Origin of the sequence: Schumannella soli (assembly GCF_006517435.1) — a bacterium.
Classification (GTDB): domain Bacteria; phylum Actinomycetota; class Actinomycetes; order Actinomycetales; family Microbacteriaceae; genus Schumannella; species Schumannella soli.
On the sequence record NZ_VHQG01000004.1, the window covers coordinates 247,046 to 269,996 of the forward strand.

21 protein-coding genes are annotated in these 22,951 nt (G+C 71.5%); 10 read left to right on the forward strand and 11 right to left on the reverse strand.

From position 1 onward, the window contains the following. Positions 1 to 101: 101 nt before the first annotated feature. The 3 genes from FJ657_RS13905 (at position 102) to FJ657_RS13915 (ending at position 1,742) form a co-directional block, all read left to right on the forward strand. Positions 102 to 566: an Hsp20/alpha crystallin family protein gene (locus tag FJ657_RS13905; RefSeq protein WP_141164313.1), complete on the forward strand. Its 465-nt coding sequence runs from the start codon at positions 102 to 104 to the stop codon at positions 564 to 566. 175 nt (positions 567 to 741) lie between these two features. Further along, on the forward strand, positions 742 to 1,191 hold the full coding sequence (locus FJ657_RS13910; RefSeq protein ID WP_141164314.1) for a hypothetical protein: 450 nt from the start codon (positions 742 to 744) through the stop codon (positions 1,189 to 1,191). A gap of 128 nt (positions 1,192 to 1,319) precedes the next feature. Further along, the gene (locus FJ657_RS13915; RefSeq protein ID WP_141164315.1) at positions 1,320 to 1,742 is read left to right on the forward strand and encodes a hypothetical protein; all 423 of its coding nucleotides are present in this window, start codon (positions 1,320 to 1,322) and stop codon (positions 1,740 to 1,742) included. A 102-nt stretch (positions 1,743 to 1,844) separates the two neighbouring features. Here the strand turns inward: FJ657_RS13915 and FJ657_RS13920 are convergent, their stop codons facing one another. Continuing rightward, a complete protein-coding gene (locus FJ657_RS13920; protein ID WP_141164316.1) occupies positions 1,845 to 3,062 on the reverse strand; it encodes an NADP-dependent isocitrate dehydrogenase in 1,218 nt (405 codons plus the stop codon). Positions 3,063 to 3,251: 189 nt separating this feature from the next. On the opposite strand from FJ657_RS13920, the gene FJ657_RS13925 reads away from it, so the two are divergent. The 4 genes from FJ657_RS13925 (at position 3,252) to FJ657_RS13940 (ending at position 6,290) form a co-directional block, all read left to right on the forward strand. Then, positions 3,252 to 3,704 carry a GNAT family N-acetyltransferase gene (locus tag FJ657_RS13925; RefSeq protein WP_141164317.1) on the forward strand — a complete coding sequence of 151 codons (453 nt, stop codon included), beginning with the start codon at positions 3,252 to 3,254 and terminating at the stop codon, positions 3,702 to 3,704. A gap of 46 nt (positions 3,705 to 3,750) precedes the next feature. Then, on the forward strand, positions 3,751 to 4,062 hold the full coding sequence (locus FJ657_RS13930; RefSeq protein ID WP_181408985.1) for an MGMT family protein: 312 nt from the start codon (positions 3,751 to 3,753) through the stop codon (positions 4,060 to 4,062). 76 nt (positions 4,063 to 4,138) lie between these two features. Continuing rightward, entirely contained in the window at positions 4,139 to 4,582 is a 444-nt protein-coding gene (locus FJ657_RS13935; RefSeq protein WP_141164318.1) for a MarR family winged helix-turn-helix transcriptional regulator, read from the forward strand. 229 nt (positions 4,583 to 4,811) lie between these two features. Continuing rightward, positions 4,812 to 6,290, forward strand: coding sequence for an MATE family efflux transporter (locus FJ657_RS13940; RefSeq protein WP_141164319.1), 1,479 nt, complete (start codon positions 4,812 to 4,814; stop codon positions 6,288 to 6,290). Positions 6,291 to 6,361: 71 nt separating this feature from the next. On the opposite strand, the gene FJ657_RS13945 is transcribed toward FJ657_RS13940, so the two are convergent. From FJ657_RS13945 to FJ657_RS13960, 4 genes are all read right to left on the reverse strand, one after another. Continuing rightward, positions 6,362 to 8,170: an ABC transporter ATP-binding protein gene (locus tag FJ657_RS13945; protein WP_141164320.1), complete on the reverse strand. Its 1,809-nt coding sequence runs from the start codon at positions 8,168 to 8,170 to the stop codon at positions 6,362 to 6,364. Continuing rightward, the gene (locus FJ657_RS13950; RefSeq protein WP_141164321.1) at positions 8,167 to 10,083 is read right to left on the reverse strand and encodes an ABC transporter ATP-binding protein; all 1,917 of its coding nucleotides are present in this window, start codon (positions 10,081 to 10,083) and stop codon (positions 8,167 to 8,169) included. The genes FJ657_RS13945 and FJ657_RS13950 overlap by 4 nt, the downstream gene beginning before the upstream one ends. A 327-nt stretch (positions 10,084 to 10,410) precedes the next feature. Next, a complete protein-coding gene (locus FJ657_RS13955; protein WP_141164322.1) occupies positions 10,411 to 12,333 on the reverse strand; it encodes a sensor histidine kinase in 1,923 nt (640 codons plus the stop codon). Further along, on the reverse strand, positions 12,330 to 13,001 hold the full coding sequence (locus FJ657_RS13960; protein ID WP_255447353.1) for a LuxR C-terminal-related transcriptional regulator: 672 nt from the start codon (positions 12,999 to 13,001) through the stop codon (positions 12,330 to 12,332). Before FJ657_RS13960 ends, FJ657_RS13955 begins: the two co-directional genes overlap by 4 nt. A 408-nt stretch (positions 13,002 to 13,409) precedes the next feature. Here FJ657_RS13960 and FJ657_RS13965 point away from each other — a divergent pair, with 408 nt between their 5' ends. Next, a complete protein-coding gene (locus FJ657_RS13965; protein ID WP_141164323.1) occupies positions 13,410 to 14,375 on the forward strand; it encodes an ATP-grasp domain-containing protein in 966 nt (321 codons plus the stop codon). A 159-nt stretch (positions 14,376 to 14,534) separates the two neighbouring features. On the opposite strand, the gene purH is transcribed toward FJ657_RS13965, so the two are convergent. The 3 genes from purH to FJ657_RS13980 all read right to left on the reverse strand — a co-directional run bounded on the left by purH (position 14,535) and on the right by FJ657_RS13980 (position 18,600). Then, the gene (gene purH, locus FJ657_RS13970; RefSeq protein WP_141164324.1) at positions 14,535 to 16,124 is read right to left on the reverse strand and encodes a bifunctional phosphoribosylaminoimidazolecarboxamide formyltransferase/IMP cyclohydrolase; all 1,590 of its coding nucleotides are present in this window, start codon (positions 16,122 to 16,124) and stop codon (positions 14,535 to 14,537) included. After that, positions 16,121 to 16,708, reverse strand: a complete 588-nt coding sequence (gene purN / locus FJ657_RS13975; RefSeq protein WP_141164325.1) for a phosphoribosylglycinamide formyltransferase — start codon at positions 16,706 to 16,708, stop codon at positions 16,121 to 16,123. Before purN ends, purH begins: the two co-directional genes overlap by 4 nt. A gap of 95 nt (positions 16,709 to 16,803) precedes the next feature. Continuing rightward, positions 16,804 to 18,600: a cell division protein PerM gene (locus tag FJ657_RS13980; protein WP_181408986.1), complete on the reverse strand. Its 1,797-nt coding sequence runs from the start codon at positions 18,598 to 18,600 to the stop codon at positions 16,804 to 16,806. A 185-nt stretch (positions 18,601 to 18,785) separates the two neighbouring features. On the opposite strand from FJ657_RS13980, the gene FJ657_RS13985 reads away from it, so the two are divergent. Then, positions 18,786 to 19,400 carry a DUF4166 domain-containing protein gene (locus FJ657_RS13985; RefSeq protein WP_141164326.1) on the forward strand — a complete coding sequence of 205 codons (615 nt, stop codon included), beginning with the start codon at positions 18,786 to 18,788 and terminating at the stop codon, positions 19,398 to 19,400. 106 nt (positions 19,401 to 19,506) lie between these two features. Here FJ657_RS13985 and sucD read toward each other — a convergent pair whose 3' ends face one another. Both sucD and sucC read right to left on the reverse strand, forming a co-directional pair. Next, positions 19,507 to 20,409, reverse strand: a complete 903-nt coding sequence (gene sucD / locus FJ657_RS13990; RefSeq protein WP_141164327.1) for a succinate--CoA ligase subunit alpha — start codon at positions 20,407 to 20,409, stop codon at positions 19,507 to 19,509. Positions 20,410 to 20,444: 35 nt separating this feature from the next. Next, complete coding sequence (gene sucC, locus FJ657_RS13995; protein WP_141164328.1) at positions 20,445 to 21,608, reverse strand: ADP-forming succinate--CoA ligase subunit beta; 1,164 nt, start codon at positions 21,606 to 21,608, stop codon at positions 20,445 to 20,447. Positions 21,609 to 21,793: 185 nt separating this feature from the next. Here sucC and FJ657_RS14000 point away from each other — a divergent pair, with 185 nt between their 5' ends. Beyond that, entirely contained in the window at positions 21,794 to 22,552 is a 759-nt protein-coding gene (locus tag FJ657_RS14000) for an oxygenase MpaB family protein (RefSeq protein WP_181408987.1), read from the forward strand. On the opposite strand, the gene FJ657_RS14005 is transcribed toward FJ657_RS14000, so the two are convergent. After that, the gene (locus tag FJ657_RS14005) at positions 22,528 to 22,905 is read right to left on the reverse strand and encodes a hypothetical protein (RefSeq protein WP_141164330.1); all 378 of its coding nucleotides are present in this window, start codon (positions 22,903 to 22,905) and stop codon (positions 22,528 to 22,530) included. The two genes, FJ657_RS14000 and FJ657_RS14005, sit on opposite strands and share 25 nt — an antisense overlap. Between the last annotated feature and the right edge of the window lie 46 nt (positions 22,906 to 22,951).

Below are 22,951 nucleotides of genomic sequence, written 5' to 3' on the forward strand. Positions count from 1 at the left end.
CCTGCGAGATCACGGTCGCAATCCTTAGCACTCGCGACACCCGAGTGCTAACTTGGACGCAGTTGAGTCACACCGACTCAAGTTCGAGAAGGAGCTCATCCATGTACCTGACCCGCGATCTCGAGCGCGCCACCGCCGCCCGCCGACTGACGAGCGCCCCGGCCCCCCGCGCCCTGCCCGCCGACCTCTACCGCGACGGCGACCACTACGTGCTCGCCCTCGAGATGCCGGGCGTCGACCCCGGCACGATCGACGTCGACGTCGACGGCCGCCTGCTCACCGTGAGCGCCCGCCGCACCGCCCTCACGGGCGACGGAGTCGAGTGGATCGCGCGCGAGCGCGGCACCGGCGACCTGCGCCGCCGCTTCACGCTCGGCCGCAGCATCGACACCGAGCAGATCTCGGCCGACTACCGCGACGGCGTGCTCAGCGTCGTCATCCCGGTCGCCGAGACCGCCAAGCCGCGCAAGGTCGCCGTCGTCGGCGCCCCCGCCGCGCCCGCCGGCGCCGACGCCGCGTCGGGCGACGCCGGCGAGACGGTCGCCACGGAGACCGCCGCCGAGTGAGCGGCACCACCGCCGACACCGCGTCCCCCCGTGCGACGACGGCGGAGACGGGCCCGGATGCCGAGCGCCGGGCCCGTTCGCTGTTCCCAGGCAGCGCCACCCTCGGCGGATAAGCTGACGCCCACCCCGCGGCGGCACGGCCCCCGCGCCACGGACCATCCCGAGGAGACCCGCCATGGCCCCGACCCGCCGCACCGCCCTCCGCCGCACGACGACCGCGCTGCTCGCCATCGGCGCGCTCAGCACGGCTCTGCTCGCCGGCTGCAGCGCGATCGACCCGAACGGCAAGCCGCAGGCCTGCCTGTCGCTGAAGGACCCGGCGCAGAAGGCCGTCACCGACGTCAGCGACGCGCTGCAGGGCATCACGAGCGATCCGCAGGCCGCCGCCGATCAGGTGCGCGCCACCAAGGACGACCTGCAGAAGGCCGTCGACAAGGTCAAGAACGACGATGTCAAAGCCTCGGCGCAGAAGGTCGTGGATGCCCTCGGCGACCTCGAGACCGCGATCGACGCCCGGGTCGCGAACCCGGCCGACCTCGACACCAGCGCCCTGACCGACGCCGGATCCGCGGTGCAGACCACGGCGAAGGATCTCGTCGACCTCTGCGCGTCGAGCCTCAACTGATCCGACTCCGGCGCCGGCGCGGACGACATGGGGATGGGCACCGGTCCCCACGCTCGCGGCCATAGCCGGGCCACATCCCGTGCATAGACTGCAGACTCCTGCTCACCTATCGCACCAAGGAGTCCCCCGTGGTTTCGACCCGTCGTCTCACCGTCGCCGCCCTCAGCGTCGCGACCCTCAGCATCGCCCTGCTCGCCGGCTGCGCCGGCGGTCAGAGCAAGGCCGAGGCCTGCGCGTCGCTCAAGAGCGTGACCGAGAAGACCAACAGCGAGCTGTCGAGCGCCTCGAGTGACATCGCGACCGACCCGTCGAAGGCCGCCGACGCGATCGACACGTTCAAGGGCGAGTGGCAGAAGGCCACCGACAAGATCCAGAACGCCGACGTCAAGAAGTCGGCGCAGAAGGCCGTCAACTCGCTCGACGACTTCTCGAAGGCGCTCTCCGACCGCACCGACGACCCCACGGACACCGACACGAGCGCCCTCATGGATGCCGCCACCGCCGCCCAGGAGGCCTTCACCGACCTCGGCACCGTCTGCTCCAAGGCCTGACGCCCGCGCCGGCGGCAGTGCGCTCACCGCCTGCCGCCCGGCGCCGACGCAGAAGGGGCCCGGATGCTTCCGCATCCGGGCCCCTTCTCTGTTCAGCGCGACTCAGCCGAGCTTCGCCTGCAGGTTCTGGTCGAGGGTCTCGAGGAACTCCTCGGTCGTCTGCCAGGCCTGGTCGGGCCCGACCAGCAGCGCGAGGTCCTTCGTCATCTTGCCGCTCTCGACGGTCTCGATGACGACCTGCTCGAGGGCGAGCGAGAAGTCGATCAGCGGCTGGTTGCCATCGAGCTTGCCGCGGTGCGCGAGGCCGCGCGTCCAGGCGAAGATCGACGCGATCGGGTTGGTCGACGTGGGCTTGCCCTGCTGGTGCTGGCGGTAGTGGCGCGTGACGGTGCCGTGCGCGGCCTCCGCCTCGACGACCTTGCCGTCGGGCGTCGAGAGCACCGAGGTCATGAGGCCGAGCGAGCCGAATCCCTGCGCGACGGTGTCGGACTGCACGTCGCCGTCGTAGTTCTTGCAGGCCCAGACGTAGCCGCCCTCCCACTTCATGGCCGAGGCGACCATGTCGTCGATGAGGCGGTGCTCGTAGGTGAGGCCGGCGGCCTCGAAGCGGTCCTTGAACTCGGTGTCGTAGATCTCCTGGAACAGGTCCTTGAAGCGGCCGTCGTAGGCCTTGAGGATCGTGTTCTTGGTGGAGAGGTACACCGGGTAGCTGCGGGCCAGGCCGTAGTTGAGCGAGGCGCGCGCGAAGTCGCGGATCGAGGCGTCCTGGTTGTACTGCACCTGGGCGATGCCGTCATCCGGGGCGTCGTAGACCTCGAACTTCATCGGCTCGGAGCCGTCTTCGGGCGCGAACTCGACCGTGAGCTTGCCCTTGCCCTTGAAGACGAAGTCGGTGGCGCGGTACTGGTCGCCGAAGGCGTGACGGCCGATGATGATCGGCTTGTTCCAGCCGGGCACCAGGCGCGGGATGTTCGAGATGATGATCGGCTCGCGGAAGATCACGCCGCCGAGGATGTTGCGGATCGTGCCGTTGGGCGACTTCCACATCTTCTTCAGGCCGAACTCCTCGACGCGGGCCTCGTCGGGGGTGATGGTCGCGCACTTGACGCCGACGCCGTGCTTCTGGATCGCGTGCGCCGCGTCGATCGTGACCTGGTCGTCGGTCGCGTCGCGGTGCTCGATTCCGAGGTCGTAGTACTCGAGGGTCACGTCGAGGTAGGGGTGGATCAGGCGGTCCTTGATGAACTGCCAGATGATCCGCGTCATCTCGTCGCCGTCGAGCTCGACGACCGTGCCTTCGACCTTGATCTTCTCCGCCACTGATGTGTCCTTTGGTTCGCGTAACAGGCCGTAGCAGAGCCTACCGCCCCGCCCAGATATCTCGACATCGAGAGAATCGGCGCCGGTCCCCCGAACAGCGGACACCGCAATCCCTGCGCACGCGATGAGTCAGCCGATCTCCTCCTGGGGGCTTACACGGGGGTGGACGAAGCGGGTTAGTCTCGTGTCATGGCTGACCTGAGACTCGAGGAGCTGTCGGCTCAGACGATCGCCGCGGCGAACAGTCTGACGCTCAAGCCGGGCCAGGAGGCCTTCCTCGCCCCCGAGACCTACACGCACTACGAAGACAAGATCGATCCCACCACGTCATGGGCGCGGGTCGTGCTCGACGGCGACGAGGTCGTCGGCTACCTCGTGGGCAACTTCGACGAGACCGCCGGCGACGACTTCCTGCGCGCCGCCCTCTGGCGCATCAACGTCGCCGCCGACGCCCAGGGCAGCGGCGTCGGCAAGTTCGCCGTCCACGCGCTCGCCGACGAGGCCCGCAAGCGCGGCTTCAGCCGCATCACCGTCGTGTGGGAGTCGGGCGAGGTCGGGCCGGAGAAGTTCTTCCAGGCGGTCGGCTTCACCGTGATCGGCGAGACCCCCTACGGCGAGAACCTCGGCGCGCTCGACCTCTGATCGGCACCGGCAGGCAGCCTCGCCGACTCGGTGACAGACTGGCCGGATGCCGCCCTCCGACGACTTCGTGAGCCGCGTGCTCGAGGTGGTCGCCGACATCCCCGAGGGCCGGGCGATGGCCTACGGTGACGTCGCCGCGGCGCTCGGCTCGTGTGCCGCGCGCGGTGTGGGCCAGGTCATGGCGTACTACGGCTCGGACGTGCCGTGGTGGCGCGTCGTGCGGGCGAGCGGACACCCCGCGCAGGATCACGAGCACCTCGCGCTTGAGCACTACCGGGTCGAGGGCACGCCGCTGCTCTGGTCGCGCGACGGCTCGGTGTTCCGCGTCGATCTCGCGCGCGCCCGCCACCTCCCCTGACCCCGTCAGGATCGCGCGGCCATTCCGTTCAGTTCGAGGCTTGACAGTTAGAAATCTAACAGTTAGAGTTCTGAACATGGACGCACCGGAGAACGCCTTCGACAGCAGCCTCGGCTTGCTGCGATGGATCGGCTGGGCCCAGCGCAAGGCCGCTGAGGACTGGGTTCGCGAACGCGAGCTCAGCTTCGAGCAGGGTTTCGTGCTCGGGTACCTCGTCGACTCCCCCGGCGCGATCCAGCGCGACATCGCGCGGATGACCCGCACGAGCGCCGCGAGCGTGTCGAGCCTGCTGCAGGGACTCGAGCGCCGCGGACTCGTCGAGCGCCGCACGGAGGAGGGCGACGACCGCAGCAAACGCGTCTACACGACGCCGGCCGGGGCCGAGCTCATCGCCGGATTCGAGACCGCCATGGCCTCGGCCGACGAGGTCATCCTCGCCCCGCTCAGCGACGACGAGCGCTCCACGCTCGACGGCCTGCTGCGCAAGATCACCGCCGCGCTGCCGAAGCCCAGCCGCTAGCAGCCCGCCACCGCAGAACCCGGCACCACCGCACCACAGCCACCACCCTCGACGCCGCCCGAGCGGCGCCCTCGACGACCGGGATCTCCGGCGCGGATCCGTCCCGCGCATCCCGACGACTCATCCCGCCACGCCGGCTGCCGCCGGCGCGCGCTCGACCCTGCCCGACCGGCCCCGCCGACCGAGCGCTGGCGGGCATGCCCTCGGCGTGCCCGGAAGGAGAACCACCATGAGCACCTCAGAACCCGCCGCCACCGCGGCATCCACCGCAGCGGAGTCCACCACCCCGTCCTCCGCCGGCGCCGTCGGCTCGAACCGCTGGTACCTGTCGGCCGCGCCGATCGTGCGCGCCCTCATCCGCCTCTGCGCCCCCATGGCCGCCGGCATGATCGTCGGCGCCGTCTACAACGTCATCAACGCCGGCTTCATCGGCTCACTGCACGACACCGCCCTGCTCGCGGCGATCACCTTCGGCACCCCGCTGCTCGGCCTCGTCATGGCGGTCGGCGGCGTCTTCGGCGTCGGCGGCGGCGCGCTCATCTCGCGCCTGCTCGGCGCGGCCGAGAAGAACCCGGCCGAGGCAGACGAGATCAAGCACGCCTCCGCGGTCGCCGTCTGGGGCTCGGTCATCGCCGGCGCCGTCTTCGGCGTCGCGGGCCTGCTGCTGCTGAACCCGCTCGTCGGCCTGCTCGGGGCGGATGCCGCGGCGTACGCCGCCACCGCGTCGTACGTCGCGGTCATGCTCGCCTTCGTGCCAGTGCTGGCGCTCACCTTCTGCCTCGAGCAGCTGGTGCGCGCCGAGGGCGCCGCCCGGCAGTCGATGATCGGCCTGATCCTCTCGACCGTCGGCAACCTCGTCTTCGACGTGCTGTTCATCCTGGTGCTGCACTGGGGCGTCGCCGGCGCGGCGCTCGCAATGGGCCTGTCGAACGTCATCGCGGTGATCTACTACGGCGCCTGGCTGCAGCGGAACAGCGAGTTCGTCAGCCTCTCGCCGCGCTGGTTCACGCTGCGCGGCAGCATCCTCAAGCCGATCTTCGGCGTGGGGGTGAGCGAGCTGCTGCAGTCGTCGTTCCTCATCGTGACCTCGCTCGTGCTGAACAACCTCGCCGTCGCCTACGGTGATGGCCCGCTCGCGGCCATGGGCGTCGCGGTGCGCATCGCGCAGCTGCCGGAGTTCCTCGTGATGGGCATCACGATCGGCGTGCTGCCGCTGCTCGCCTACGCCTACGGCAAGGGCGACCGCGAGCGCCTCAACTCGGCGCTGAAGGCGGCGGCCGTCGCGGTCGGCGTGATCGTGCTGGTGTTCTCGACGGTCGTGTTCGTCTTCCGCGAGCCGGTGTTCGAGCTCTTCTCCGACGACCACGCAGTGCTCGGCATCGGCCTCACGATCCTGACGGCGCAGCTCGTCGCGGCCATCGTGAACGGCTTGACGGGCCTCATGACCTCGCTGTTCCAGGCGACTGGGCGCTCGGTGCCGGCGATCGTGATCTCGATGGCGCAGGGCGTGCTGTTCATCCCGATCGTGCTGCTCGGCAACTGGTGGTTCGGCCTGGCCGGCATCATCTGGTCGCTGACGGTGAGCGAGATCCTCGTCTTCCTCATCGGCGGAGGTATGTGGCTGGCCTCGCGCCGCGCCATCGACCGCGGCCTCGCCGAGGGCAGCCCCGAGCGCGCCGAGGAGGCGCTGGCCATGGCGGAAGGCTGAGCGCCGCGACGATCCACGAGGGGCCCGCATCCGTCTCCGGATGCGGGCCCCTCGTGTCAGCGCGAGCCGACTCAGACCAGCGAGTCGCGCCAGGCCGCGTGCAGTTGGGCGAAGCGCCCCGTGCCCGTGATCAGCTGCTCGGGGCTGCCGTCCTCGACGATGCGACCGTGCTCCATCACGAGCACCCGGTCGGCGATCGCGACCGTCGACAGGCGATGCGCGATGATCACCGCGGTGCGGTCGGCGAGGAGGGTCGTGAGCCCCTCCTGCACGAGGCGCTCCGAGGGGATGTCGAGCGAGGCGGTCGCCTCATCCAGGATGAGCACCGCCGGGTCCGCCAGGAAGGCGCGCGCGAACGAGATCAGCTGCCGCTGCCCCGCCGAGACGCGCCCGCCGCGCTTGTTGACGTCGGTGTCGTAGCCGTCGGGCATCGACATGATGAACTCGTGCGCGCCGACCGCCTGCGCGGCCCGGCGGATCTCGTCGAAGCTCGCGCCCGGCTTGCCCAGCGCGATGTTCTCGCCGACCGAGCCCGAGAACAGGTACGCCTCCTGCGTGACCATGACGATCGCGCGGCGCAGGTCCTGCGCATCCAGCTCCCGCAGGTCGACGCCGTCGAGCGTCACCGCCCCCTTGCTCGGGTCGTAGAAGCGCGAGATGAGCTTCGCGAGCGTCGACTTGCCCGCACCGGTCGAGCCGACCAGCGCGATCGTCTGGCCCGAGGGGATGTCGAGCGAGAACTCCGGCAGCACCACCCGGTCGCCCTTGTAGGCGAAGGTGACGTCATCGAAGCGCACGGCTCCCGTCGAGTGCGCGACGTGTACGGGCTTGACGGGGTCCGGCACGCTCGGCTTCTCCTCGAGCACGCCCGAGATCTTCTCCAGCGCCGACGCGGCCGACTGGTAGGAGTTGTAGAACATCGCCATCTCCTCCATCGGGTCGAAGAAGCGGCGCGTGTACAGCACCACGGCCAGCAGGGCGCCGATCTCGAGCCCGCCGCCGATCACCCGGAAGCCGCCCACCAGCAGCACGACCGCGACGGTCACGTTGCCGATGAGGATCAGGCCGGGGTCGAAGATCCCGAACAGCTGGATGACCTTCGCATTGGCGTCGCGGTACTCCTCGACGTGCTCGCCGAACTCCTTCTCGTTGCGCTTCTCCTTGCGGAAGGCCTTGACGGCCCGGATGCCGGTCATCGACTCCACGAAGTGCACGATCACGGCCGCCGAGGCGACGCGGGTGCGGCGGAACAGGTTCTGCGAGCTCTTCTGGAACCAGCGCACCAGGAACCACAGCGGCACGAGCGAGGCGGCCAGCACGAGCCCGCTGAACGGGTCGAGCGACACCAGCGCGATCGCGATGAACACCATGTAGAGCACGCCGCGCACGAGGCCGTTGATGCCCGAGTCGAGCAGCTCGCGGATCGCATCCAGGTCGCTCGTCTGACGGGCGATGATGCGGCCGGAGGTGTAGGTCTCGTGGAACTCGAGACTCAGCCGCTGCGCGTGCACGTACACCCGCTTGCGCAGGTCGAACAGGATGGCCTGGCTGATGCGCGCCGACAGCACCGTGTACTGCGCGATCAGCACCGCGCCGGCGATGCCCGCGATCAAGTAGCCGCCGACCGCGGCGCCCAGCGGAAACCAGTCGGAGGCCTTCATCAGCGCGGGCAGGCCCTGATCGATGCCGAAGGCGATCAGCGCCGGCCCCGCGACCTGCAGGCCGGTGGAGACGACGATGACCGCCGCCGTCAGCACGAGCTTCGCGCGCAGCGGCTTCAGCAGCGAGCCGAGCAGGCGCAGCGAGCGCTGCCGGATCGCCCGGCTCTCGTCTTTGGTGTAGTCGGAGCGCTCTTCGCCCGCGACGCCCGAGATGCTCATTCGCGTCCCTCCTCGGCTGCGGCGACCGCATCCCGCTCGAACGATCCCTCGTCGGGGATGATGTCGAGCGTTCCGGTCTGGGTGTGCTTCTGTCGCGCTTCCTCCTCCTCGTCGAGCGACGAGATGACGAAGCGGTAGTGCTCGTTGCGGGCCAGCAGCTCGCTGTGCTCGCCCACATCGGTCACGCGCCCGTTCTCGAGCAGCGCGACCCGGTCGGCGAGGGTGACGGTCGACGGACGGTGCGCCACGATCAGCGCGGTCGTGTCGCTGAGCACGCGGCGCAGCCCCGCCTCAACCCGCGCCTCGGTGTCGACGTCGAGCGCCGACAGCGGGTCGTCGAGCACGAGCACCTCCGGGCGGGCGGCGACGGCACGGGCGAGCGCGAGGCGCTGCCGCTGACCGCCGGAGAGGCTGAGCCCCTCCTCGCCGACCTTCGTGTCGACGCCCTCGGGCAGCTCGTCGACGAACGACGCCTGCGCCACATCCAGGGCCTCGCGCATGACGCGCTCGGCCTCGACGGCCTGGCTCGGATCCGCGAGCTCGGGCCGGCCGAGCAGCACGTTCTCGCGCACCGACGCCGAGAACAGCGTCGCGTCCTCGAAGGCCATCGCGATGTGACGGCGCAGATCCTCGCGGGTGAGGTCGCGCACATCCACGCCGTCGAGGCGCACCGCGCCGCCGGTCACGTCGTAGAGGCGCGTCGTGAGCGCGGTCAGAGTCGTCTTGCCCGAGCCGGTGAGCCCGACCAGCGCCATGGTCTCGCCGGGGCGGACCTCGAGCTGGATGCCGTTGAGCAGGTCGGGGAACTGCTGCGGCGAGTCCTGGTACCGGAAGTGCACGTCGTCGAAGACGAGGCGCCCCTTCGCATCCTGAACCGTCGCCGGCTCGGCCGGATCGGTGATCGCGTTCTCCGAGTCGAGCACCTCGTAGAGCCGGTCGACGGCCGTGCGGGTGTCGAAGGTCATCGACAGCAGGAAGCCGATCGACTCGATCGGGAAGCGCAGCACGGTCGCCGTCGCGAAGAACGCGAACAGCTGCCCGACCGTGAGCACGTCGTTCGCCGCCAGCAGCACCCCGCCGAGCAGGCTCAGCGCGAAGGCGACATCGGGCACCAGCAGCAGCCAGAGCCAGATGCCGGCGATCGCCTGCGCCTTCTCGATCTCGGTTCCGCGCAGCTCCTCGGCCTGACGGGCGAACTTCTCGAGCGAGTGCCGACCGCGGCCGAAGGCCTTGAGCACGCGGATGCCGTGCACGCTCTCCTCGACGGCGGTCGCCAGGTCGCCCTGCTGGTCCTGGCTGCGGCGGGCGACGACCGAGTACTTCTGCTCGAAGACGTAGCCGTAGATCCAGAGCGGGATCGAGCAGATCAGGAACAGCAGACCGAGCTGCCAGCTCCAGAAGAACAGCACCACGAATCCGACGACGATCGTGATCACGTTGACCACGAGCAGCACGATGCCGAACGACAGCCAGCGGCGGATCAGCCCGAGGTCGCTCATCGCGCGCGACAGCAGCTGCCCGCTCGCCCAGCGGTCGTGGAAGGCGACCGGCAGGTCCTGCAGCTTCGCGTAGAAGGCGTTGCGCATGCTCGCCTCGACGTGCGTGCCCGGGGTGAGCACGAACCAGCGACGCAGCGCGATGAACACCGCCTCGCCGGCGCCGAGCAGCAGCACGAGGATGACGGCGGGCCAGATCTGCGCGCCGTCACGGGAGCGCAGCGGACCGTCGACGAGGTTCTGCAGGATCACCGGGATCGCCAGCGACACGAGGCCCGCGAGCAGCGCCGCGACGGCGCCGAGGATCAGCCGGCCGAGCGCCGGCTTCACGAAGGGGTAGATCTTGGCGAGCGTGGCGACGGTGCCGGCGCGATGCTCACGCGGTCGAGGACGGTCGGGGGACGTGGTGGAGCGCATGCGTCATCCAGGGTCGTTTCGGCGCACGGAGACGCCGGAGCGGAGATGGTGGTGGTGTGGATGCTGCGGGCGGCCGGTGAGACCGGGGCCCGCCGAGATGGGGCTGGGGGTGCCGCCGCTACGGCCGCTTCGCGGCGCGCACGGCGTGCACGACGGAACCGACCGGGGAGAGGCGGACGCCCTCGATTCGCGTGATGGTCGTGGTGTCCATGTCGCCTCCTCGTCGCGTCCGCAGCCCGCGGGGTGACCCCGCGCGAGCCTTACAACCTATCCCCGGGCTGTGAATCCGCGCAAGAGCCGATCAGTCCGGCCGAACAGTCCGGCCGATCAGTCGCGCTGTGCGGGAACGGCCGGCAGCCGCACCGTCACGGTCGTGCCCGTGCCGACGTCGCTCGCGAGCTCGAGCTCACCGCCGAGAGCCTCGACCCGGTCGACTAGGCCGCGGATGCCGGTGCCGGCATCCAGTGACGCTCCCCCTCGACCGTTGTCGCGCACCGTCAGCACGAGCGATCCGGCCTCGCCGTCGCCGACGACATCGCGGGTGTCGTCGCTCTCGAGGTGCAGGCGCACCCACGCGCGCCGGGCTCCCGAGTGCCGGGCGATGTTGGCCAGGCACTCCGAGGCGACGAAGTACACCGTCGCCTCGACCAGCTCGGCCGGGCGCTCGTCGACGAGCACGTCGACCTCGGTCGGAACCGGGCAGCGCGACGCGAGCTCGGGCAGCGCGAGGGCGAGCCCGCCCTCGACCAGCACGGTCGGGTGGATGCCGCGGGCCAGTTCGCGCAGCTCCTTCAGCGCCGACGACAGCCGGCCGAGCGTCTCCTCGAGCCTCTGCGCCAGCTCGTGCGCGCCCTCCGCACGGGCGGCGGAGACGAGCGTGCGCAGCTCCATGGCGAGCGCGACGAGCTGCTGCTGCGAGCCGTCGTGCAGGTCGCGCTCGAGCCGCTTGCGCGCCTCGTCGCCGGCCTCGACGATGCGCTGACGCGACTCGCGCACCTGCGAGAGCGTGAGCTCGACCTCGCTGCGCAGCGCGCGGTTGTCGACGCTGAGGCGCAGGGCGGCCGAGACGCCGTCGAGCAGCCGCTCGTTCTCGGCGAGGGCGCGGTCGTGACGGATCACGGCGATCGGGGTGCCCCCGTCGCCGGAGATCGGCAGCAGCGTGCTCGTCGGCTCGGCCACATCCAGGTCGACCTCGACCGGGGCGCCGGCGTCGTCGATCCAGCCGCCCGTGCGCTGATCCCACCAGAACACCTCGACGCCCGGATCGCGCAGCACCGTCGCGAGCGACTCGCGCCAGGCCGCGCGGTCGACGCCGTCGCGGGTGATCATCATGAGGTCGGCGACGCGGCCGCGGGTGTTGCGCAGGTGCACACTGCCGGCGATGTAGCAGATCGGCACCGACGCGACCGCGAACAGCGAGACGACCGCGACGGATCCGTCTCCCGTGATCGCGACGACGAAGGCGCCCTTCGCAGCGCTGTGCATCGCGTAGCTGATCGCCTCGGCGACGAGCGCGGCCGTCCACGCGAAGAGGCCGATCGGCATCACGAAGGCGACGCTGCGGGTCGGCTGGCTGCCGCGGCTCCACTGCCAGAGCAGCCGGGTCGCGACGAACAGCACGATGACCGCACCGATCACGCGGTAGATCGTGTCGACCGTCGTGAAGGTGCTCTGGTCGCCGACGAGAGCGTAGGCGTTGCTCACGCACAGGCAGTCGCGGTTCTCGGTCTTGTCGGCGATCAGCACGACCACGGCCCGCACGACCGAGACGCTCACGCCGAAGCCGACGACCGCCCAGTCGACGACGCCGACGTAGCGGCCCCGCGGATAGGCGAGCGCGATTAGACCGAGCAGCAGCGCCCAGATCAGGTCGATGCTGCGCAGGATCGGCCAGACGTAGCCGAAGTAGGCGACCACCGCGAAGAAGGTCTGCGGGATCCAGAAGTAGGGGAACAGCGCCATCATGACGATCGGCAGCCGCCGCTCGCCGAGCTGCAGTCCGACCATGGCCGAGAACGCGAAGACGAACGGCACCGCGGCGTGCAGCGTCACCCACGAGACATCGGGGCGGTCGAGGGGCGGCGTCGACTGCCAGCCGAGCACCTGCATGACCAGGTTGAGCAGCGGGCCGGCGGCGATGAACACGCCCCAGGCGATCGAGCGGCCGACACCGAGGCGGCGCGGCGGCGTCGGGCGCACGTCGAGCGGCCGCGGGTGGACGGAGCGCGCGGCCGCCGCCGCCGCGTTCATCGCGACCCGAGGAAGGCGAGCACCGCCAGCACCCGACGGTGGTTGTCGGGCGAGTCGTCGAGGCCGAGCTTCTGCATGATGTTGCGCACGTGCGTCTCGACCGTCTTGACGCCGAGGAACAGCTGACGCGAGATGCCCGCGTTCGAGTTGCCCTGGGCCATCGCCTCGAGCACGGACAGCTCACGTGCTGTCAGCGTCGACAGCGGGCCGTCGGCGCGCGGCCGGTTCATGAGCTGCGCCACGACCTCCGGGTCGACGACCGAGCCGCCGCGCGACACCGTCGTGACGGCGGCGACGAGCGTGTGCGGCTCGGAGACGCGCTCCTTCAGCAGGTAGCCGGTGCCGGCGCCGGCATCCAGCGCACGCATCGCGTACTCGGGCGTCGCGTACATCGACAGCAGCAGCACGCCGATGCGTGAACCCTGCCGACGCAGGGTCTCGAGGGCGACGATGCCCTCGTCGCGGAACTTCGGCGGCATGCGGATGTCGAGCACCGCCACGTCGATCCCGCCCGACTCGACGGCCGCGACGAGCTCCTCGCCCGAGCCGACCGAGACGACGACGTCGACTCCGCCGTCGGCGAGCACCTTGCCGATGCCTTCGCGCAACAGCATCGCGTCATCGGCGACCGCTGCGCGCAGTCGCGTTCCAGGTGTTGCGTCGGTCATAGCAACCCGACCTCCGATGGGCGGCGGGGCTCCGCCCGAGCGTCCCGATCTCCCCTCGGGACAGGTTGAGGATACCTAATCAGGGCTTCCCCCGATGAACTGGACAGACCGTTCCGCCAGATTGTGGCTCGGAGCAAGCGCTCCCAGCGACGGAACGGGGGTAGAGCGGATGTCGTCCCACATCGCGAAGCTCACCGCCCCCGTCGGCGTGTCGGTCGGCAGCCCCGCGACCGATGCCGACTCCGACACCGTGATCCGCTCGACGCGCAACCCGAAGCGCCCTGCGCTGCGCCCGAGCGGGGCGAGGAGTCGTCTCGCCCCCCGTGCGGTTCCCAGCTCGGCCCCGGCGGGCCGGGAACCGCACGGGTCCCCTCGTCCTCTCGTGGGCATCCGAGGAGAGCTCCGCCTGTGATCCTGCTCGTCGCCCCGCCCGATGACCGTCATGCCGCCGCCGTCGCCGACCGCCTCCGTGCCCGCGGCGACGAGGTCGCCCTCATCGACGTCGCCAGCCTGACCGCCCAGCTCACCGTCGGCCTCGACTTCGCCCCCGGAATCCGCGCCTCCGGCTCCGTGCAGCTGCGCGGCCTCGACGGCTCCACCACCCAGACGATCGACGTCTCCCGCGTCACCGCGGGCTGGTGGCGACGCAGCTGGATCCCCCTGCTCGGCGCCGACGACCCCCGCCTCACCGGCGCCCCCGTCGACTTCGGCGAAGCGCTGGTCTCGACCGCCGAGGCCCTCGACATCGCCTGGGCCAACGAGCCCGTCGCCGTCGACCTGGCGCAGCGCCGCACCCGCCTGTGGGCGGCCGCCCGGCGCGCCGGCCTGATCATGCCGCACACGATCGTCACCCGCGACCCGGGCGCCGCGCACCGCTTCGCGAAGCAGCACCTGCGCACCGGCGTCATCTGCCGTCCGCTCGTGAAGTCGCACGCGGAGTGGCCCGCGCAGGACCGCATCGTGGGCGTCTCGGCGATCGACGAGCTCGTCGAGCAGAGCGGCCCCGACCTGGTGCTGCGCGCCTTCGTGCCCGGCTCCGACGTGCGCGCCTTCGTCGCCGGAGACCGCGTGCTCGCCGCCGATCTCGGCGCGGCCGCGGCCTCCGACTCCGATGCACCGTTCCCCGCGGTGCCGGACTGCGCTCGGGCCGTCGACCTGCCCGACGACATCCGCGACGGACTGATCGCGCTCGTCGCCGACCTCGGGCTCGGCCACGCCGCCGTCGACCTGCGCCGCACCCGCGCCGGCGAGCACCTCTTCCTCGACCTCGACCCGCTCGCCGAATGGCTCGACGTCGAAGCCGCGACGGGACTGCCGCTCACCGAGTCCCTCGTCGACGAGCTGGTCGCCCGCTCCGCCTCGCGCGTCGCCTGAGCTGCGGCGCCTGCTCCGCCTCGCCTGAACTGCGGCGCCTGACGCTCCTCGCCGGATCCGCGTCTCCTGTTCGCGGGCTGGAGACGACGGACGCCGGGGTGGATGCTCGCGCATCCGCCCCGGCGTCGTGCCGAGTCGCGGGCCGTCAGGCCCGTCGGCTCAGTGGAAGAAGTGGCGCTCCCCCGTGAAGTACATCGTCACGCCCGCCGCCGCGGCCGCGTCGATCGTCTCCTGATCGCGCACCGATCCGCCGGGCTGCACGATCGCGCGGATGCCCGCCTCGAGCAGCACGGCCGGGCCGTCGTTGAACGGGAAGAAGGCGTCCGAGGCGGCGACGCTGCCCGCGGCGCGGTCGCCGGCGCGGTCGACGGCCAGCTTGCACGAGTCCACGCGGTTGACCTGGCCCATGCCGATGCCGACCGAGGCGCCGTTCGCCGCGAGCAGGATCGCGTTCGACTTGACCGCGCGGCACGCCGTCCAGGCGAAGGCGAGGTCGGCGAGGGTCTGCTCGTCGGCCGGCTCGCCCGCGGCGAGGGTCCACGTGGACGGGTCGGCGAAGTGCGCGTCGACGTCCTGCACGAGCACGCCGCCCGAGATGTCCTTGAACTCGCGCGTCGGGCGCTGGAAGCCCTCGGGCAGGGTCAGCAGACGGATGTTCTTCTTCGTCGACAGCACCGCGAGGGCGTCATCGTCGAAGCCGGGCGCGACGACGACCTCGGTGAAGATGTCCTTGATCGACTCGGCCGCCGCCAGATCGATGCGGCGGTTCGCGGCGATCACGCCGCCGAAAGCCGACACCGGGTCGCACTCGTGCGCCTTGCGGTGGGCGGCGGCGATGGTCGCGCCGACGGCGATGCCGCAGGGATTCGCGTGCTTGATGATCGCGACAGCCGGCTCGGCGAGGTCGTAGGCGGCGCGCACCGCCGCATCCGCATCGACGTAGTTGTTGTACGACATCTCCTTGCCGTGCAGCTGCACGGCCTGGGCGATTCCGCGCTCGGCGGGCACCGTGTAGAGCGCGGCGCCCTGGTGCGCGTTCTCGCCGTAGCGCAGCTGGCCCTGCAGCTCGGCGCTGTAGCTGAACTCGAGCGGGAAGCCGTCGACGCGGCCGATCGCCTGGGTGTCCTCGACCTCGAACCAGCTCGCGACGGCGGCGTCGTAGGCGGCCGTGTGCTGGAAGGCCTCGCGGGCGAGGCGGCGGCGCTGCGCCAGGTCGGTTCCGCCCGCGTGCACGGCGGCGATGACGTCGGCGTAGCGGTCGGGGGCGACGACGATCGCGACGTTCGCGTGGTTCTTCGCCGAGGCGCGCACCATCGCCGGGCCGCCGATGTCGATCTGCTCGACCACGTCGTTCGCGGCCGCGCCCGAGCGCACCGTCTCGACGAAGGGGTAGAGATTGACGACCACGAGCTCGAAGGGGCGGATGCCGAGCTCGTCGAGCTGACGCTCGTGCGACTCCAGCCGCAGGTCGGCCAGCAGACCGCCGTGCACGCTCGGGTGCAGGGTCTTCACCCGGCCGTCGAGCGACTCGGGGAAGCCGGTGACGCTCGAGACCTCGGTGACCGGGTGCCCGGCGTCGGCGATGGTCTTCGCGGTCGAGCCCGTCGACACGATCTCGATGCCGGCGGCGGCGAGCTCGCCGGCCAGCTCGAGCAGTCCGGTCTTGTCGCTGACCGAGATCAGCGCGCGACGGATCGGGACGATGTCCCTGCTGCGGTAATCGGCGGGGTCGTGGCTGGGACCGCTCACGCGAGCTCCTTCAGATCGAGATGTCCGTTGGCGATGTCGAGCACGGTCTGGATGAGCAGACGGCGCTCGACGGGCTTGATGCGCTCGTGCAGCGCGGCTTCGGTGTCGTCGGGCAGGATCGCGACGCGCTCCTGGGCGACGATGGGGCCGGAGTCGACGCCGTCGTCGACCACGATCACGCTGGCCCCGGTCTGCTCGGCGCCTGCCCGCACGGCATCGCGCACGGCGTGCGGGCCGGGGAACTCGGGCAGGTAGGCGGGATGCGTGTTGAGCAGCGCCGGGGTGAGCGCGCGCACGAAACGCGGCGGCACCAGGCGCATGAGGCCCGACAGGATCACGAGATCGGGCTGCCACTGCTGCACCTGGGCGAGCAGCTCGTCGCCCCAGGCATCGCGGTCGGGGAAGGCGCCGTACGGCACCGTGAAGCTCGGGATGCCGAAGGCCTCGGCGTGCGCGAGCCCCTCGGCGTCGCGGTCGGCGCCGATGGCGACGACGCGCGCGGGGAACTCGGCGTCCTGGGATGCCTCGAGCAGGGCGCGGAGGTTCGATCCGCCGCCGGAGATGAGCACGACCAGCCGGAGCACCCGACAAGACTAGGGGACGCGCGCCGGGGCGCCGACCACGGCGGCGACGGCCCGGATGCGGTCTCGCGGCACGGGCGCCGCCGACGTCCGGCTGCTCAGCGCGGCAGGTCGACCGGACCGGTGTCGACGTCGTCCTCGGCGGCGCGCGCATCCGGCTTCCCGTCGCGGCTCTGCCCGGCAGCCACGGAGCCGGCGTGGGCGGACGGGGCGCCGGCGCCGCCGCCAGCGCTGTCGGCGCGGTCGGCGCTGTCGACGGGCGCGGCGTCGTCGACCCGCGCCCGTCGTTCGGCGCCCGGACGACGCAGGCGGCCGCGCAGCGAGCCGAGGCTGTCGAGGAACGAAGCGCCCGAGCGCACCGTGTCGATCGGACCGGTGTCGGCGTGCATGTCGACGCTCGCGTCACGATGCGCCGCCGCGTCGTGCACGACGATCGGCTCGGGCTCGGATGCGGTTCCGACCTTCTCGGGAGCCGGCTCGGGCGACGCCGGAGCGGCATCGCGACGCGGCCGATCCGCGAACCGCGCTGCGGCCGACGACGACGCGACGGGCGTCGGAGTCGGACCCGCGCCCGCGCCCGCGCTCATCGTCCCCTCGGGAACCAGGGCGCCGCGGCGCTCGGCCGCCGTGCGCGCATCCAGCTCCGCCGTCGCGTCCGCCTCGTCGGCGTCGAGTTCGGCACGACGCCGCAGCGGCCGCCCGGCCGCGAAGCCGATGCCGATCGCGACGGCGAACTCGATCGCCGAGACCGCGCCCACCGCGATCGGATCCGGCCCGACCGACACGAGCCTCCCCGGTCCGGCCGCGCCGCCCGACGCCCACGCCAGAAGACCCATGACGAGCCCGCCGGCGACGCCGCCGCCCAGCGCGGCGACGAGCATCCACCGGCCGGAGCCCTCCTCGCCCAGGTCGCGCCGCAGTCCGCCCCGCGTCGCCGCCCCCGCCAGGAAGCCCGCGACGATCGGCACGAGCAGACCCGCGAAGCCGAAGGCCGACGAGCCCTCCGGGATCGCGCCGAAGATCGGGAGCGCCGGGATCGGCCCCAGGCTCGTGCCCAGCGGCGACACGCTGGACCCCGTCCCGATCGCGAAGCCCGGACCCACGAACCACGACGCGGTCCAGATGATCAGATTCGGCAGCAGCGCCAGCTGTCCCGCGGTCAGCGCGACGCTGCCCGCGACGCCCGGGTGCAGCGACTCGTAGAGACGGATGATCTGCGCGTACGACACGACCAGCGCGAGCGCGAGCGCCGCCGCGGAGACGAGCAGCGTGATCGACGCGGCAGCCGCCCCCGACCGCAGAGCCCCGGTGAGCACGATGCGCGGCAGCTCGGGGATCATCCGATGCACGCGTCGACGCACTCGCTCGGCCGTCTCGTCGTTGCGGTTCCAGGCCCACTCGCGCAGCAGTCCGAGCATCAGTCCGACCGCGAAGGCGACCGTGGGCAGCAGCGCGCCCTGCCAGATCGACGGGCGCGCCGACGCGTGTAGCGCCGAGAGCGTGGCCAGCAGCGACAGGGCGCCGAAGACCCCGGCCGAGGCGAGAGTGCCGAGGATCGGATGGTGCGTCTCGAAGATCCGCGCACCGGCGCGCAGCCCCAGCAGCGCCGTCAGCAGCGCGAAGCCGAGCGCCGCGATCGTGACCACGACCACCGAGGTCTCCGGGCCGGCGCCGAGCGCGGCGGCCGTCGTCGGATCGAGCGCGAGCCGCACATCCGCCCCGTGTCCGATCAGCCAGCTGTCGACCGACGCGCGCCAGAAGATCAGCCAGTCGGGTCCGAAACCGTACTGCGCGGCCCACAGGATCGTCAGCGGAACGAGCGGGATCGCGATGCCGATCGCGAACGCGAGGGCCGCCTCGAACGCGGAGAGCAGCAGGGTGAGGCGGCGGGTCACGTGCCGACTGTATTCGGGCGTCCGGCATCCGCCGCGGGGGCGCGGCGGGCGCGGGCGAACCGGGGCGTCGATCGGGCGCCGCGTTCTCTCCGCGGCCCTGTATCGGCGATTCAACAAGGTCCTGAGCCGGCGCGGACAGCAGCGCGGATCGGCCCGGCGCTAGGGTCGGAGACCAGGAGGCGCGCATGGCGGAGTCGGTGTACCAGCGGGTGCTCGGCGACGACTTCGCGCTGCTCGACCTGCGACTGCGACGGTACTTCGGCATGCCGCCCGAGGGAGCCGTCGGCGTCGGGCGCGGCGTCTACGACCACGCCGGAGCCGTCGGGATCGGCGGCCGCCTGCTGCGACCGGTGCTGACCTGGCTAGCGTGGCAGCGCATCCTCTTCCCCGAGAGCGGCGACGAGATCGCGTTCACGGTCGTGAACCGCGCCGACGAGCGCCGCGGCACGCTCTCGGCGCAGCGCACCTTCGACTTCGACGGCGTGCGCCGCGTCATGGAGGACACCATGTCGGTGCGCCGCGGGCGCCTGCGTGACCGCCTCGGCCGCACGCGCTGGCTGGAGGTCGACCTCGAGCTCAGCGTCGTCGACGGCGGGCTGCACATGGTCTCGCGGGGCCTCGGCATCCGTCTCGGTCTCGTGCGGCTGCCGCTCCCCCGCGTCGCCCGGGTCACGCTCGACGAGCGCAGCGACCCCGACGGCGTGCACCAGCGGGTGGATGTGCGGCTCACCGCGCCGCTCATCGGCGAGTTCTTCCGCTACTCGGGCATCTTCAGCTACGACTACCGCCAGCTGCGCTGACCCCTCCGCGGACCAGCGCCGGCGAGACGACGAGGGGCCCGCATCCGGGTGGATGCGGGCCCCTCGTGCATGTGCGCGAGCCGCGACGGCTCGACGCGGGCACGGCTTACAGCGCGGCGTAGACCTCGCGCAGCAGGGCGGCGGTCTCGCTCGGCGTCTTGCCGACCTTGACGCCGGCGGCCTCGAGGGCCTCCTTCTTCGCCTGTGCGGTGCCCGCCGAGCCGGAGACGATCGCGCCGGCGTGGCCCATCGTCTTGCCTTCGGGGGCGGTGAAGCCGGCGACGTAGCCGACGACCGGCTTGGTCACGTTGGCCTTGATGAAGTCGGCCGCGCGCTCCTCGGCGTCGCCGCCGATCTCGCCGATCATGACGATCGCCTTGGTCTCGGGGTCGGCCTCGAAGGCGGCGAGGGCGTCGATGTGGGTGGTGCCGATGACCGGGTCGCCGCCGATGCCGATGGCGGTCGAGAAGCCGAGGTCACGCAGCTCGTACATCATCTGGTAGGTCAGGGTGCCCGACTTCGACACGAGGCCGATCGGTCCCTTGCCGGTGATGTTCGCCGGGGTGATGCCGACGAGCGCCTCGCCGGGGGTGATGATGCCGGGGCAGTTCGGCCCGATGATGCGGGTCTTGTTGCCCTTCGCCTTGGCGTAGGCCCAGGCCTCGGCCGAGTCCTGCACCGGGATGCCCTCGGTGATCACGACGAGCAGCGGGATCTCGGCGTCGATGGCCTCGATGATCGCGCCCTTCGAGAAGGCCGGCGGCACGAAGGCGATGGAGACGTCGGCGCCGGTGGCGGCGATCGCCTCGGCGACGGTCGCGAAGACGGGCAGCTCGACGGTCGAGCCGTCGGCGGCGGTGTGCTCGACGGTGGTGCCGGCCTTGCGGGCGTTGACGCCGCCAACGACCTGGGTTCCGGCCTTGAGCATCAGGGCGGTGTGCTTGGTGCCCTCGCCGCCGGTGATGCCCTGCACGATGACCTTCGAGTCCTTGTTCAGGAAGATCGACATTTCTCTTCTTCTCTCAGTTCTTCTCGGTCGTCGGATCAGGCGTTGGCGAGCTCGGCGGCCTTGTCGGCGCCGTCGTCCATGGTGGTCGCGAGCGTGACCAGCGGGTGGTTCGCGGCGGCGAGGATGGCGCGCCCCTCCTCCACCTGGTTGCCGTCGAGGCGCACGACGAGCGACTTGGTCGCCGCGTCGCCGAGGATCTCGAGGGCCTTGACGATGCCCTCGGCCACGGCCACGCAGGAGGTGATGCCGCCGAAGACGTTGACGAAGACGCTCTTGACCTGCTCGTCGCCGAGGATGACGTCGAGGCCGGCGGCCATGATCGACGCCGACGCGCCGCCGCCGATGTCGAGGAAGTTCGCCGGCTTCACGCCGCCGTGGTTCTCGCCCGCGTAGGCGACGACATCCAGGGTCGACATGACGAGCCCGGCGCCGTTGCCGATGATGCCGACCTGGCCGTCGAGCTTGACGTAGTTGAGGTCGTTCTGCTTGGCCTTGGCCTCGAGCGGGTCGGCCGCGTCCTTATCCTCGAGCTCCTCGTGCTCGGGGTGGCGGAAGCCGGCGTTCTCGTCGAGCGAGACCTTGCCGTCGAGGGCGACGATGTCGCCGGCGCCGGTGAGCACGAGCGGGTTGACCTCGACGAGCGTCGCGTCCTCGCCGGTGTAGACCTCGTAGAGCTTCACGATGACGGGGGCCACCTTGCCGACGAGCCCCTCGGGGAACTTCGCGGCGACGGCGATCTCGGTGGCCTTCTCGAGGGTGATGCCGGTGCCCGGGTCGACCTCGATGCGCGCGAGGGCCTCGGGGCGCTCCTCGGCGAGCTGCTCGATCTCCATGCCGCCCTCGTAGCTGGCGAGCGAGAGGTAGGAGCGGTTGGCTCGGTCGAGCAGCACCGAGAAGTAGAACTCCTGCTTGATGTCGGCGCCGGCGGCGACCATGACGCGCTTGACGACGTGGCCCTTGATGTCGAGACCGAGGATGTCGTTCGCGGCGGCCTCGGCGTCGTCGGGGGTCTTCGCGACCTTGACTCCGCCGGCCTTGCCGCGGCCTCCGGTCTTGACCTGCGCCTTGACGACCGTCACGCCGCCGAGCTTCTCGGCGGCCGCACGGACCTCGGCGGGGGTGTCGGCGATGATGCCGGGGAGTACGGGAACCCCGTACTTCTCGAAGACGTCACGGGCCTGGTACTCGAAAAGATCCACGCTGGCTGCTTCTTCCTTGCGCGTCGGAGTCGTCGGGGAACAGCCGGTATCTCGACATAGAGATAGTTCGACATCAAGAGATATCGGCGGCACCAACCCTAGCGCTCCCGCGCGACCGCTTCGTGCGAGCGCGTTCAGGATGCGGAGCGCAGGCGCCACCGGACGTGCGGCCGTACGATCGCCGCGTGAGAGCTGCCCGCGACTGGCCGGAGTACGCGGCCGACGGCGCGCTCGTGCTGGGCGGCGCGGCGGCGATCCTGCTGCAGCTCGGCGATCCGGTGGTCGCCCGCGGGGTGGCCGCGCACAGCGCCTTCGCCCGCGATCCGCTGCGTCGGCTCGAGCACACCCTCGCCTACGTCTACGCGGTGTCGCTCGGCGACGACGAGCTCCGCCGCCTCGTCGCCGGGATGGTCGACGGCGCGCACGACGGTGTGCCGGGCGCCCGCGACGCCGAGCACCAGACCTGGGTGGCGGCGACGCTGTGCTGGACCGGCATGCGCACGCACGCGCTGCTGCGGGGTCCGGTCGCGGCGGCGCTGGCCGACGAGATCGTCGCCCGCAGCGAACGCCTCGCCACCGCGCTGCAGCTGCCGGCCGGCGCGTGGCCTGCCGATCGCGCGGCTTTCGACGCCTACTGGGATGCGCGCATCCTCGCCCTCGAGATCGGAGCAGAGGCCCGCGAGGTCGCCGGGCAGCTGCTGCACCCGACCGCGCTGCCCTGGTGGGCGCGGCCGGCGATGCCGATCGTGCGCGCGCTGACACCGGCGCTGCTGCACCCGTCGGTGCGCGCCGCCTACGGGTTGCCGCTGCGACGCCGGCGCGCGGCGCTCGCGCTCGCACTGGTGCGCACGGTGCTGGCGATCACGCCGCGACGGCTGCGCGAGCTGCCGTCACGGCGCCTGCTCGCGCGGCTGCGGCATCACTCCTCGCGGAAGCCGCGGTAGATGCCCGCGGCCGAGGCCGCGTGGCCCACCGCGTCGACGAGCTGCCGGAAGGCGTTGTCGGTGCGGGCGATGCCGATCGTTCCGGAGTTCGCGAAGATGCTGCGGCTGCCGCGCTGGATGAGCGCGGTCGGCGCGCCCTGCGCATCGATCCCGAAGACGACGTGGAACTCGATGTACATCATCTCGGCCGCGTTGGCGCCGGCGAGCGCGGTGAGGTTCGCGTCGCCCCGGCTGAAGCGGTGGCGCCCGTCGGGCTGCACCTGCGCCGAGTAGCCGATCCCGACGATCGTCCGGCCGACCAGCTCGATCGCGGCCACCGGCGAGCCCGAGAACGTGAACAGCACGTCGGACATGGCGGCTCTTGGCGTTCGAGAAGTGGATGCCGGCCGCGCGGGGTGC